The 13,050-nt window shown below is 39.5% G+C and carries 14 protein-coding genes, 1 pseudogene and 1 other annotated feature; of the genes and pseudogenes, 11 read left to right on the top strand and 4 right to left on the bottom strand.

Annotated elements, in window-relative coordinates:
* Nucleotides 1–50 precede the first annotated feature (50 nt).
* Together CEQ83_RS19115 and CEQ83_RS19110 are read right to left on the bottom strand one after the other, a co-directional pair.
* The gene (locus CEQ83_RS19115; RefSeq protein WP_028415063.1) at nucleotides 51–770 is read right to left on the bottom strand and encodes a poly-gamma-glutamate hydrolase family protein; all 720 of its coding nucleotides are present in this window, start codon (nucleotides 768–770) and stop codon (nucleotides 51–53) included.
* A 43-nt stretch (nucleotides 771–813) separates the two neighbouring features.
* Complete coding sequence (locus tag CEQ83_RS19110; protein WP_028415062.1) at nucleotides 814–1,623, bottom strand: class I SAM-dependent methyltransferase; 810 nt, start codon at nucleotides 1,621–1,623, stop codon at nucleotides 814–816.
* 105 nt (nucleotides 1,624–1,728) lie between these two features.
* On the opposite strand from CEQ83_RS19110, the gene CEQ83_RS19105 reads away from it, so the two are divergent.
* From CEQ83_RS19105 to CEQ83_RS19095, 4 genes and pseudogenes are all read left to right on the top strand, one after another.
* Nucleotides 1,729–2,391, top strand: coding sequence for an MgtC/SapB family protein (locus CEQ83_RS19105; RefSeq protein WP_028415061.1), 663 nt, complete (start codon nucleotides 1,729–1,731; stop codon nucleotides 2,389–2,391).
* 130 nt (nucleotides 2,392–2,521) lie between these two features.
* Nucleotides 2,522–2,719, top strand: a pseudogene (locus CEQ83_RS27495) (hypothetical protein); the annotation flags it as partial.
* A 50-nt stretch (nucleotides 2,720–2,769) separates the two neighbouring features.
* Nucleotides 2,770–3,411: an NAD(P)-dependent oxidoreductase gene (locus CEQ83_RS19100; protein WP_028415060.1), complete on the top strand. Its 642-nt coding sequence runs from the start codon at nucleotides 2,770–2,772 to the stop codon at nucleotides 3,409–3,411.
* A 72-nt stretch (nucleotides 3,412–3,483) separates the two neighbouring features.
* The gene (locus tag CEQ83_RS19095) at nucleotides 3,484–3,978 is read left to right on the top strand and encodes a GNAT family N-acetyltransferase (RefSeq protein WP_028415059.1); all 495 of its coding nucleotides are present in this window, start codon (nucleotides 3,484–3,486) and stop codon (nucleotides 3,976–3,978) included.
* A 21-nt stretch (nucleotides 3,979–3,999) separates the two neighbouring features.
* On the opposite strand, the gene CEQ83_RS19090 is transcribed toward CEQ83_RS19095, so the two are convergent.
* Nucleotides 4,000–4,749 carry a sulfite exporter TauE/SafE family protein gene (locus CEQ83_RS19090; protein ID WP_028415058.1) on the bottom strand — a complete coding sequence of 250 codons (750 nt, stop codon included), beginning with the start codon at nucleotides 4,747–4,749 and terminating at the stop codon, nucleotides 4,000–4,002.
* A 156-nt stretch (nucleotides 4,750–4,905) separates the two neighbouring features.
* Between CEQ83_RS19090 and CEQ83_RS19085 the strand changes: the two genes are divergently transcribed.
* The 4 genes from CEQ83_RS19085 (at nucleotide 4,906) to CEQ83_RS19070 (ending at nucleotide 8,486) form a co-directional block, all read left to right on the top strand.
* On the top strand, nucleotides 4,906–5,805 hold the full coding sequence (locus CEQ83_RS19085) for a LysR family transcriptional regulator (RefSeq protein ID WP_028415057.1): 900 nt from the start codon (nucleotides 4,906–4,908) through the stop codon (nucleotides 5,803–5,805).
* The gene (locus CEQ83_RS19080; protein ID WP_028415056.1) at nucleotides 5,802–6,440 is read left to right on the top strand and encodes a hypothetical protein; all 639 of its coding nucleotides are present in this window, start codon (nucleotides 5,802–5,804) and stop codon (nucleotides 6,438–6,440) included. The genes CEQ83_RS19085 and CEQ83_RS19080 overlap by 4 nt, the downstream gene beginning before the upstream one ends.
* Nucleotides 6,441–6,561: 121 nt before the next feature.
* Nucleotides 6,562–7,128 (top strand): TetR/AcrR family transcriptional regulator, encoded by a 567-nt coding sequence (locus CEQ83_RS19075; RefSeq protein WP_028415055.1) that lies wholly within the window; start codon nucleotides 6,562–6,564, stop codon nucleotides 7,126–7,128.
* Nucleotides 7,129–7,259: 131 nt separating this feature from the next.
* A complete protein-coding gene (locus tag CEQ83_RS19070; protein WP_028415054.1) occupies nucleotides 7,260–8,486 on the top strand; it encodes a DUF819 family protein in 1,227 nt (408 codons plus the stop codon).
* A 42-nt stretch (nucleotides 8,487–8,528) separates the two neighbouring features.
* On the opposite strand, the gene CEQ83_RS19065 is transcribed toward CEQ83_RS19070, so the two are convergent.
* A complete protein-coding gene (locus CEQ83_RS19065; RefSeq protein WP_028415053.1) occupies nucleotides 8,529–9,899 on the bottom strand; it encodes an amino acid permease in 1,371 nt (456 codons plus the stop codon).
* A gap of 67 nt (nucleotides 9,900–9,966) precedes the next feature.
* Nucleotides 9,967–10,198, bottom strand: a binding site (T-box leader).
* 228 nt (nucleotides 10,199–10,426) lie between these two features.
* Here CEQ83_RS19065 and CEQ83_RS19060 point away from each other — a divergent pair.
* The 3 genes from CEQ83_RS19060 (at nucleotide 10,427) to CEQ83_RS19050 (ending at nucleotide 12,937) form a co-directional block, all read left to right on the top strand.
* Nucleotides 10,427–11,320, top strand: a complete 894-nt coding sequence (locus CEQ83_RS19060; protein WP_226313307.1) for a DUF4405 domain-containing protein — start codon at nucleotides 10,427–10,429, stop codon at nucleotides 11,318–11,320.
* 109 nt (nucleotides 11,321–11,429) lie between these two features.
* Entirely contained in the window at nucleotides 11,430–11,615 is a 186-nt protein-coding gene (locus tag CEQ83_RS19055) for a Fur-regulated basic protein FbpA (protein ID WP_033580328.1), read from the top strand.
* Nucleotides 11,616–11,809: 194 nt separating this feature from the next.
* A complete protein-coding gene (locus tag CEQ83_RS19050; protein WP_028415051.1) occupies nucleotides 11,810–12,937 on the top strand; it encodes an NADH-dependent flavin oxidoreductase in 1,128 nt (375 codons plus the stop codon).
* Nucleotides 12,938–13,050: the final 113 nt, after the last annotated feature.

Raw genomic sequence — 13,050 nt, 5'->3', positions numbered from 1 at the left:
TACACAGACTGCGCTGGTTTTTTTGTCTGGAAATCGAGAATTTTTGAAAATTAGTGGATCTGTAGGTAAAGGAAAGTTTGATAGGAAGAGGATGCTTCTTGTAAGGAAGTAACAAATGTATAAAAAAGCGGTGTTACATTCATGCGGTTGTTTCTCGACCAGTCATGGTTTGCGAAAAATGATTTTCTTAGTTCGGCTGTGAGTTCAAGCTGCACTCCGGCTTTTAGCAGATTATCGTTCACAATGTTTTGTTCGCTTGTTCCCGCTATGTTAGAAGGAGCGTCACGGACGGTAAAGCCGTTTTTGCGCAGTGATTGCTTCATCAGCTCTTTATAAAGCTGATTTTTTCCACCTATATACACGATAGGCTGACTGCCGCTGTAGCCGTGAATCGTCAAAACGGACATGCTTTGCTGAGCCATTCCTCTAGCAATCGGTTCGTCAAAATTTTCTGAGGTTATGTGCAGAACTCCGTTGTTAGTGGACTTGATGCCTTCAAATAAATAATAAGAAGCAGAAAAACGATCGGCGAGTTCTTTGGCAACTTCTGATGTACCTGGTTCAATTCCGCCGCCGTGAATGGCCATAATGGATAAATAGCTAAAGCGATGTTCGTAGCGAATATCGTAGTCTTGATGGAGAATTTCGTGCTGCTGCAGTTCTGCATAGGAAGAGTAATAGTCACCGCTTGCATAAGAGGGAAGGGAAATCAAAAAGCAGTACATAAAACATAGCAAAATGCTTGTACTCCATTTGAATAAACGGTTCATTAATAATCACCTCTATTTATTCTATGATAAATAGAGGTGATTATTAATTTTTTCGCCCGATATAAAGTAAGTGAGAAGACAGTCCAAGGTGATAAGGGTTCGATGCTTGTTGAATAAGGAGCTGAACGATGTTGTTCATTTCTTCAGAAGAAGTTTCCTGCCAGTACGTCCACTCTTTTGAATTAACTGACGAGGCAACGTTAGAGGCAATCAGCTCGATGCATCGAAATCCATGCTTCTTTAAAAACGGAATAATATCCTCAATTTTAGTGTAATAAGCGTGAGTAAATCGCCTTTCTTCTGCATGATTAAAGCAGCCTGATTCATAAAAATCATGAAGCGCTTTTGCCGTGTTGTTTGGTTTTAAACGCTCCGGCGATGTTAAAGAAGAAATGACGTGCTGAACGCGCGGCATAAATGAAATAAAAACAGTTCCGCCTGGCTTTGTTACCCGATACAGCTCTCGAACGGCTTGAATACGGTCTTGTTTCTTCTGTAAATGATACATTGGTCCAAGCATTAATGCCGCATGAAATTGTTCATCTGAACAATAGTGAAGGTTTCGTGCATCTGCCACGTGAAAATTACGAAATACATTATATACTTGCTGTTCTAAAGCTTTTTCTTTGGCTTTTTCAACCAACTGCGGTGTCAAATCAGTTAAAGTTACTTCATAGCCGTTTTCTGCTAGTTTCAAGGCATATCTTCCCGGTCCGGCACCGTTATCTAAAATATGGCCTCTAGGAGGAAGGTGTTTTTTTATGAAATGCCAGTTTACTTGAAACTCAATAGGTTCTCGTTCTAACCGTCCCCACTCATCAAATCTGCTGTAATAATCGATAACTTTATCCACTTTGATTAGCCTCCACTTTAAAAAATAGTTATAGTAAATTATAACAAAAATAGAAATAGTTAATAGGTACATTTGTGAAAAAGTGAAGAGAAAGGAGGAGAAAGAATGACCGCAGCTTTTATTAGTCGTCTAGCCCTATCAGGTTTGTTAGGAGCTTTGGTTGGTTTAGAAAGAGAGTTTAGAGCTAAAGAAGCAGGGTTTCGCACTCATTTTTTAGTTGCTGTCGGTAGCACGCTGATTATGCTAATTTCGAAATATGGCTTTTCAGATGTGCTTCATCAAGATCATATGGCTCTTGATCCGAGCCGGGTGGCCGCACAAGTAGTAAGCGGTATTGGTTTTTTAGGAGCAGGTATGATTATTATTCAAAAGCAGCATATTAGAGGGCTCACAACAGCCGCAGGCGTATGGGCAACGTCGGGAATTGGTTTAACCATTGGGGCCGGTATGTATACAGTCGGCATTAGCGCAACTATATTAGTGCTGATTGGCTTAGAAATATTGAACGTAATGTTTACATCTCTTTCTACTCATTCCATTTTAATTAAGTTTCGTGCAGCAAATCAAGAGGATATTTATGAGCTGCTTGATAAGATTGAAAAAGAAAATATTATGATTTCGTCTTACGAAATTCACCAAGATCATCATCAAGGTGAGCTGCTCTATTTTGTTGAAATAAAAGGAAAGGCAAAAAAGAAAGGGAATAAAGTAGAATTGATTAAATCGATTCACTCTATGGCTCACGTGTTATTTATTGAAATTGAATAAGCACTTATTTATTTTTTCAAAAGAGACTGGAAGAAATGTATTTTAGTTGAAGGAAGAGCAGGGCCGAACGATGAATGGAGGACGTAGAATTCGTGTATGTAGGTGCTTCTAGCGGTTAATTGGAGGGTAAGGCGAAGACTCCTGCGGGAAAAGCGGAACAGGTGAGACCCCACAGGAGCATAAGCGACGAGGAGGCTCAGCAGCCGCCTGCGGAAAGCGAAGCCTTGCACGGAAATCAACCGCGGTGTTAAAAGTAATCCATACTAACTCATTTATCCAATTTGTTCTCTCTATCTTGCTTAAACCGTTTTGCTGTGTTTTATCATAGCAAAAAAAGGCTATTACCTAAATATAGAGAATTTTACTGGAGGTTATAAAATGAAAATTGGAGTTGTAGGTGCTACAGGAAAAGCAGGAAGTTTTATCGTGAAAGAAGCCTTAAATCGCGGGCATGACGTGACGGCAATTGTACGTGATGCGGGCAAAGTAGAAGAAAAGGATGTTCGTACACTGGAAAAGGACATCTTCGATATTACGGCAAACGATATTGAAGGTTTCGATGCGGTAGTGAATGCGTTTGGAGCTCCTGAAGGAAAGGAACATCTGCATGTAGAAGCGGGGCAATCGTTAATTCATGTATTTAAACAAGCTCCGGACGTTCGTCTTCTTGTTGTAGGAGGAGCAGGAAGTTTGTTTGTAGATGAAGAGAAAACGACGCGTCTAGCAGATACGCCTGATTTTCCAAAAGAGTACAAAGCGACAGCTGACAACCAAGCCCAAAATTTAAAAGACTTAGAAAGTACAAGCGATATTAATTGGACGTTCATTAGCCCAGCAGCATTTTTTAATCCTTCAGGAAAACGAACGGATGCTTATAAAACAGGGAAAGATCATGTTATTTTAAACTCAGAAGGAAACAGCCATGTCAGCTATGCGGATTACGCCATTGCAGTTATTGATGAAATTGAGCGAGGAGAGCATGTAAACGAACGCTTTACCGTTGTATCCGACGCTAGATAAAGGAAAAGCCGCTTTATGCGGCTTTTTTTGTGCATGTTATACTATGGAAAAAGAAAAGGAGTCCAGCAGAAAATGGAGAATAAAGAAAACGTAGCCTTAACGTTTTATAGTGAAGCCTACGAGTCATCTATACATAGCTATACGCTGCCTGAAGAGCAGCTCATTTACACGGCACTTCCCGCTGAAGCTATAGCTAAGTGTAAGCAGGAAAGAGATAAAACGCCCGTTTTGATTTTGGCAGAAAACAAACTAGCCGGCTTTTTCGTGCTCGACGCAGGGGAAGCCGTTAAAGAATATACCGAGGGATCCGGCGCGCTTTTAATACGGTCTTATTCCATTCATCCTGATTATCAAGGAAAGGGAGTTGGCAAAAAGTCATTGAAACTTCTTCCTTCTTTTATCAACCATCACTTTCGCACTAAAAATAAAGTGGTGCTAGGCGTGAACCATAAAAACACGGCGGCGCAGCACCTATACAAACGATGCGGCTTTGTCGATACAGACCGGCATGTTTTTGGAAGCCAAGGAAAGCAGTTTGTTTATCAGATGAACATAAAAAAAGCTTGAACAAGAGTTCAAGCTTTTTTCTTATATAACAAGGAGAAAGCTAGAGCAAATAGGCAGCGCTACAAGGGACGTTTTTAATACGGGAGCAGGTACACGATTTGTAAATTTTGCTCCAATATATGAACCGACCATTGTGCCGACAACTACTTGAATCAACAGCGGGATATCTAAAAAGCCCTGCTGATAATAGCCCATTCCTCCGCCAATTGCAATCGGAATAATAACGAGCATCGTCGTTCCGGCGGACTGGCGAATAGACAAGCCTAACACCATCATAAGGCCAAGCTGGATAAATGGAGTTGAGCCAATTCCAAACATTCCGGACAGAGCGCCCGTAATTAAGCCGATTAGTAAAGAGTAGACGACAAATTTAGCTCCTGTTGGAACAGTACGTTCTTTTTGCTGACGGGAAAATAAAAACATTCGCAGCCAAAGTAAAACACCAGATAATAAAAGCATGCCGGCTGTGAGCCATTTTAGCTCGCCTTCTGGGATAAAGGATGAAAGGTTAGACCCAATCCAAGCGCCTAATGCACCGAGGATACCAACAGAGATACCAGATTTTAAAGATACGTTACCTTCGCGGTAATGACTGACGGCACCAGATAAAGAAGAGAAAATCATTGCGGTAAGAGCCGTTGCGAGTGCAACGTGTACAGATACGCCGTACAGCAGCGTTAAAATTGAAATAATAAAACCTGATCCGCCTGCTCCGACAAATCCTAAGATCAGTCCGACGGCTAACATTGTTAAAATAATTGAAACATCCATAAACGAATTCCTTCTTTCAACACTTATTCTATGCAGACACATAACATTTTCGGCAAGTGCTACGTTCTTCATTTAAACATGAATTTTTTATGACGTCCAATGTATAATTTATATGAAATCGATAGTATTATGTAATAAGTAAAGGATGTGAAAAAAATGGAATGGCAGCAGCTCGAATATTTTAATGTTGTAGCTCAAACGGAACATTTCACAAATGCAGCGGAACAATTATCAATTGCGCAGCCTACGCTCAGCCGCTCAATTTCTAAATTAGAATCAGAGCTTGGCGTACCGCTATTTGAACGAAAAGGAAGGCAAGTTATTTTAAATCGATACGGAAGGCTTTTTTATGAACGAACGGCTAAAGTATTAAACGAAATGGAAGAAGCGAAACGTGAGCTTTCAGATTTGATTCATCCTCATCGCGGCAGCATTTCGTTTGCTTTTTTAAAATCATTAGGCGCTTCGTCCGTTCCGAAACTAGTTCATGCTTTTTTACAAGAGTATCCGAACGTTCAATTTCAAATTTTTGAGAACGCGACGAACATCATGCTCGATCAGCTTCAAACGGGAGAAATTGATTTTTGTATGTCTTCCGTAACGGAATCTAGGGCAGGAATTCAGTGGGAATATTTATGGAAAGACGAGCTGTACGCGTATGTCCCTGATACGCATTCTTTTGCCTCAAGACAAGTGCTTTCGATTTCAGAGTTGGCTCATGAATCGTTTATCGCGTTAAAAAAAGGATACGGAAGCCGAACAATTTTTGATCAGCTGTTCGAAGAAGCTGAAATTGTCCCAAATATTACGTTTGAAGGAGAAGAATTTTTGACGGTGATTGGTTTTGTAGCGGCTCATTTAGGGGTTGCCTTGCTTCCTGAAATAAAGGGAGTGGACTTGCGAGGCATTAAAAAAATAAAGCTCAAAGAAGACACAGCTTCAAGGGTAATCGGGATTGCGTGGAACAAGGATAAATACTTAACTCCTGTTGCGAAAAAGTTCCAGGAATTTTTAATTCAGTATTTCAAAGACCATCATACAGGAGGAAAACGATGAAGAAAATTGCTTGCCTGCACGCTCATCATTCGAACATCTCTTATATAGAAAAAGCGCTGCCGTTTGCGAGCTGTATGCATTTCGTAGACCCTGGACTTGTACATCGGGTAAAAACCGATCCTAAATTTGCAGCGGAGTCAGCAGGTGCAAAAGTAGAGAAGCAGTTAAAGTGGATGGAAGAATGTTCAGCGGATGCCATTTTACTTACGTGTACGAATTACATTGCTCTTTTACCAGAAGCATTTACAAGTGATGTTCCAATTATTAAAATCGATGAGCCTTATTTTCGCCGAATATGTGAAATAGAAGAACCGCAGCTTATCGTGTTTACAAATCCGGAGACCGTAGAAGGAACGATGAAGCGTCTAGACGAATTTGCATTTTATCAAAATGTAAAGATAAAAGTTCACCCTGTTGTGATAGAAGGTGCTTTTGAACTAGTAATGACTGGAAACCTAGAGAAGTATAAACAGAAGGTGAAACATGTCTTAGATGAGCTAATAAAAGAGCATAACACTGTTGTTTCAGTGGCGCAGCTCTCGATGGTAGAAGCGGCGGAGGAGGTAAGCGACCGTATTATTACGCCTCTTCAACCGTTAGCGGAAGAAGTAAGAAAAACAATTATTAGGTCATAAGAAATGAAAATAAGGAAAAATAAATGGTAAAATATTCACTTTATTTTGACAAAAATTTCATTTACTTATATGATAAGTAGTGTTATAGAAACCACTTATTATATAGGGGAGGCATCGTTTTGTGAAGAAAGCAAATGCACGCGATAAGATTTTAGAAACAGCATCGCGGCTTTTTCAGCTGCAAGGCTATCATGCAACGGGATTAAATCAAATTATTAAAGAGAGCGGGTCGCCAAAAGGGTCTCTTTATTATTATTTTCCAAAAGGGAAAGAAGAACTGGCGATTCACGCTGTTCAATATACGAATAAATACGTCCAAGTTCAAATTAAAGAAAGTTTAAATAAATCTTCTGACGCGGCACAGGCTATTCAGTATTTTATTGAAGAATTGTCCAAGCAGTTTGAACACGAAGAAAGTATTGCTGGTATGCCTGTTGGACTGATGGCTGGAGAAACGGCGCTTATTAATGAACCGCTGCGCGAAGTCTGCTATGTGGCTTTTCAAGATTGGGAAAAACTTTTTAGAGAAAAAATGATAGAGAGCGGATTTCAAGAGAAGCAAGCAGGAGAGCTTGCAGTTGTAATCAACTGTCTGATAGAAGGCGGTATTTTGCGTTCGTTAACAGAAAAAACGAGCGCTCCTTTGCAGCAGATTCAGCAGCAGATTCCGGTTCTGATTCGCAAATAAAAAAAAGCTTTCCACTTTTAGAGTGGAAAGCTTTTTTTTATGGATTGACGGAATTTGGCATATATTGATAAAATTTAAAGGTATATTTTCTGAAAATTATATTTCTTTAAAAAGAAAGAAAGGAGTAGCTCGTGATTTTTACTATTATTCAAGCTGATGATACGTGGGCACTATGGGGAATTCTAGCGATTTGGGCTTCTGTTAGTATTTTTCTCGAACAAAAGTATAAGTGGGCTTCTTTTCTGTCAGGAGCTATTATTGCGCTAGCAGGAGCGCTTATCCTATCAAATTTAAAAATTATTCCAACAGAGTCTCCAGTCTATGATGCGGTTTGGGCGTATCTAGTACCGCTTGCCATTCCATTATTGTTATTTCAAGTCAATATGAAAGAATTATTTCAAGAAAGCCGGAAACTGCTTTTTATTTTCTTAATCTGTGCAGTAGGAACGGTCATAGGGAGCACAGCAGGCTTCTTGTTGTTAAAAGATTATATTCCTGAACTAGCAAAAATTGCAGCTGCTATTGGCGCTTCTTATGTAGGTGGAGGGGTTAACTTTGCTACCGTTACGGCCAAATTTGAACCATCAAGTCAAATGGTTTCCGCGACGGTGGTTGCTGATAATATGGTCATGGCTTTACTGTTTGCCGTGTATATGTTTGTTCCTTCTATGAAGTTTTTTAGGAAACATTTTAAGACACCTCATATTCAAGAAGTAGAGGCCAGGCAATATGGAGAAAATGATCGTCATACGCTTGCAGAAAAATATTGGGCAAAAAAAGAAATTTCGTTAAAAGACGTGGCGGCTTCCATTGGTACATCATTTTTTCTAGTGGTTGTATCTTTTAAATTAGCCGAATGGTTTGGAACAATCATTCCAGCCGGTCCAAATGCTTCCGTAGTTCAAACGTTATTACATACTATTTTGAGCGAAAAATACTTATTGCTTTCCACACTTACGTTTCTTGTCATTTATCTGTTTCCTTCTTATTTTAAAAACATTAGCGGAAGCCAAGAAATCGGCACATACTTCATTTATATTTTCTTTGTTGTCATTGGAGTGCCGGCGTCCATTCCATTAATTGTTGAAAAAGCACCTCTTTTGATTCTATTTGTGCTCATTGTGGGGATGAGTAATTTAATAGTGGGGCTGCTTTTAGGAAAAGTATTTAAAATTGAGTTAGAACATATTTTACTGGCGAGCAATGCAACGGTAGGGGGACCTACGACAGCAAGCGCGATGGCGATTGCTAAAGGATGGGGAAGTTTGGTTGGTCCTATCTTGGTAGTAGGAACGCTTGGCTATATTATTGGTAACTATATCGGCTTTGCACTTGGCTATTGGTACTTAACATTTTAAATAAAAAAACGCCTCCTCTGATGACTCAAAGGAGGCGTTTTTTTATTTAGCGTGCTTGACTGCTGAAGATTGATAAAAACGACCTTTAAAGATATACGTAGCTGTAATAAATAAATAGATAGCTAATGTAATAGTCGTAATAACAACGGATGTTGTGCAGATAACACCAATTAAAATAGCGCTTAGTGCAATAAGGGCAGCCCACGTTGTATAAGGAAACCATTTAACAGAGTAGCTGCTCGATGCTTCTGGCTGAACTTTGCGGGACTTTAAGTGTGCAATCGCAATAATCAACCAAATAAACAATACCGTATACCCTAAAGATCCCATCAAATAATCAAATGTCTTACTTCCTGCAAATAAGGAAATCAACACGCCCACATAAAGGGATGATGTACACATTAAGATTGCATAGACAGGAACTTTGTTAACAGAAAGTTTCGAAAATATCTTCGGCACTCGACCGTCTACTGCTTGCGTATACAAAATACGTGATGAACCGTAAAGTCCTGAGTTCATAGAAGAAATAACGGCTAACAAGATCACGGCATTCATAATATGATCTGCTCCGGGAATGCCAATCATTTTAAATACCATTACAAAAGGACTTTGAGAAACGCCGTTCACTTCATTCCAAGGAATCAAGCTCACGATGATAAAAAACGGGAACAGATAAAAAGCAATGATACGCGTTAATGTACTGCGCACAGCCTTAGGTACTACTTTTTCAGGGTTTTTTGTTTCAGCTAGCGTTACTCCGATGATTTCAGTTCCACCGTATGAGTAGATGACAACTAACATCGCCGTAATTAGCCCGGTTGGTCCCTTTGGGAAAAAACCGCCGTGATCGCTTAAATTTGAAAAACCCGCTGCGGTATGATGACCGAATGATACAAACAATAATAAAAGTCCAGCGATAATAAAGATCACAATGACCGTGATTTTAATTAAAGCTAACCAGTATTCCGTTTCAGCAAATGCTTTAACTGAAAGCAAGTTAATGGCTGTAACAATAACGGATACGCCTAAAGCAAGCATCCAAATTGGGTAATCAGGAAGCCAGTACTGAATAAAAATAGCGGCTACAACGGCTTCAGCTGCAATGTTTAACACCCACATTTTCCAGTAAATCCAGTCCAAAAAGTAAGCGGGATAGCTTCCTAAAATCGACTGAACTAAATCACGAAACGTTCGTGCTTCACTATTTCGAACCGCCATTTCAGCAAGACCTTGCATGATGAATAGTAAAATAATTCCGCCAATTAAATAGGCAATAATAACTGATGGTCCTGCCATATCAATAGCCGAGCTGCTTCCTTTAAATAAACCAGCGCCAATTGCTCCACCTAGCGCCATCATCATAATGTGACGTGAAGTCATTGTTCGCTGCAAACCTTGGTTGTCCTTCTTCATGACTTTTCCCTCCACTTTTTTATAAAATAAAAAAAGCTTATCGTCTCCTACCTCATTATCAAATGAGAGAAGAGACGATAAGCTTTAGCTAACCGCGGTACCACTCTTGTTGGCTCTTAAAGAACCCTGCTTAAAACCTGATAACGAAGGTTAGACGTTAAAACTTAGAGAACACTTCTGCATTCTTTCTGAATTACCACTCCTGGGCGAGTTCAAAGTATTATTGGACTACGTCACACCAACCCGTAGCTCTCTTGACCGAATAATAAGCTTTTACTACTCCCAATCGCTGTGTTTTTGATTAAAATCTGAAAGTTCTTGATGAATAACCATTACTATACGTGCTTCTTTTTTCTTTGTCAACAGCTATTTTCGAAAAAGCAAAAATGATTCCATTCTACTTTTATAGAACTCAGGACTGGTTATTTTGGTAAAAAAATCAGTCGTTTCACCTAATTTTCACCAACTCTGCTTACATTAAGAAATATAAAAAAGGAGTTGTTTTGACAAATACATAGGTGAGGAGAATGAATAGAGTGAAAAAGATGATGTACGTCCGGTTTGGACTGGATCTTTTAATGGCCGTTACGTTTGTTTTGTTTTTTAACAAGCAAGTATTGGGAGGGTTAACATTTCATGAAATTGCGGGGTTGGCGATTGCCGTCGCCTTTTTTACCCACGTGCTGCTAAACTGGCAGTGGGTAAAGAAAGTTACGGTTAAATTATTTGACCGCAGGCTTCCGCGCAGAACAAAGTTCGGTTACTTTTTAAATATCATGCTGTTGATTACGATGTCATTTATTATGATTAGCGGTATTTTTATTTCAAGAGTAGTATTTCCAAATATTAATGTTGGGAACGAACAGTGGTTTAAGGTTTCGCATATTTCCGTATCATTTTTAGTGTTAATTTTAGTAGCCGCTCACATAGGTCTTCATTGGCAATGGGTTATAAATGTATGTAAAAATATGACGAAATTCAAAAAGTCAAAGAAAAGCTTGAGCATAGCAGCTAAGCTCACAACCGCTGCGCTGTTAGTCATTGGCATATACGAAATAAATGAAACGGGTTTTCTTGGAAAACTTGGAGGAGTAGCGAGAGTACTGAATGTAAGTTCCTCAGATATGCCGCAAAAAGGCGGTGGGAAGCCGAATTTTGATCGCCATTCATTTAGCGAGAACAAATCTTCTGCGACGGCATCTGCTGGTCACGAACGTCCAAACTTTGATCACGATGGCGGAGGTCCGGAAAGAGGAATGAAAGGAAAAGAAAGCGGCTTTGAAAGTCCAAATCCTTTTGTTGTAATCGGTACTTATTTTGCTATTATGTCAGTTTTTATTATTGTTATTTATTATATTGAAAAAATATTAGCAGGTGTGAAGAGACGTAAAAAAATAACGGGTCCTGCTGCGGAAATTTAAAATGAAAAAGCTTTCTATTTCACCGTTTTTTCATCGTATAGAAGTAAAATCATTTATGTAAAAGCGAATGCTTTGCAAAATTAAAATGAGAGAACCTTAGGTGGTGGAAATCGTGAAACAACATACACAGCCTGAAACGGAACATAAGAAAAATTGGTTTATTAATGCGCTATTGAATTTTGGTATTTATAAAAAAGGAAATCGGCATCTATACGAACTGACACTTCAAGAGTTAGAAGCTCAATATGTAAAAGTAAAATCATTTATGTATAATCAGGAACCTCTTTCGCAATGATAAAAAAGCACTCAGTATATGAGTGCTTTTTTGTGTTAGAAAGTCTTATTCTTTGACAGGCAAAACTGTACAGATTAAAATCACAGTATATTTTAAAGTTACAGTTTTAAATGACACATATTATAGGAAAGAAAACAGTCTCTACCTATAATATGCCACTATTTTTGACCGTATCATTTTTGGAGGGAAATAAAATGACAAATAAAAAGTATGAGCCGCTTTTACAGCCATTTACTTTTTCAAATGGCATCAAATTAGATAACCGCGTTATTCTTGCTCCTATGACAAATTTTTCATCAAATGAAGATGGGACAGTATCAAATGCAGAAGTAGACTACTACGTACGACGTTCAAAAGGTGTTAGCATGGTCATTACAGCATGTACATACGGAACGGCGAACGGAAAAGGATTTCACGGAGAGTTTGCTGCAGACAGCGATGAAATGATTCCTAGCCTGCGTCGATTAGCAACAGCCATTAAAGATCAAGGAGCAAAAGCAGTTCTTCAAATTTTTCACGGAGGCCGCATGTGTCCGCCTGAGCTTGTTCCAAATGGAGAGGTTGTTAGCGCAAGTGCTGTTGCTGCAGAACAAGAAGGAGCTCCGGTACCTCGAGAGTTAACAAATGAAGAAATTGAAGGCATTATTCACGATTTTGGTGAAATGACGCGCCGTGCCATTGAAGCAGGATTTGACGGAGTTGAAATTCACGGAGCAAATAACTATTTAATTCAGCAGTTCTTTTCTCCGCATTCTAATCGCCGCGAAGATAAATGGGGCGGCAGCGTAGAAAAACGCTTAACATTCCCGCTTGCAATCGTAGACAAAGTAAAGCAAGCCGTTTCTAAGCATGCAAAAGAATCATTTTTAGTAGGCTATCGCTTCTCGCCAGAAGAGCCTGAAACGCCAGGAATTACAATGGCTGATACGTTGAAGTTAGTCGATGCACTAGCAGAAAAAGACCTTGATTACCTTCACGTATCGCTAATGGAATTCTGGTCAAAACCGCGCCGAGGCGTGGAAGATACTCGTTCACGTATTGAAATTATTCAAGAGCGAGTAGGAAGCCGTGTACCTGTAATGGGCGTAGGTTCTATTCATACAGCAGCCGAAGCAGCAGCCGCTCTTGAAACGGGCATTCCACTGCTTGCGATTGGCCGCGAATTAATTATGGATCCAGACTGGGTTCAAAAAGTAAAAGAAGGCCGTGAAAATGAAATTGTGACAACATTAAGCAAAAAAGATCAGGAAAAGCTTGTGATTCCTGACCCGCTGTGGCAAGCCGTTATTAACACACCAGGCTGGTTCCCGGTTGAAGATTAAAAGAAAGACAGAAAAGCGCAAAGACGATGGGACTGATCCCGTGTCTTTGCGCTTTTTGCTTTTTCATGGAATAGCGCTTTTGAACCATTAATTTACAAATGGGCTTCTTTATG

The sequence above is a fragment of the Priestia megaterium genome (assembly GCF_009497655.1).
GTDB lineage: Bacteria > Bacillota > Bacilli > Bacillales > Bacillaceae_H > Priestia > Priestia zanthoxyli.
The sequence above is the reverse complement of the archived record's forward strand: the minus strand, read 5'-3'. Positions and strand labels throughout refer to the sequence as shown.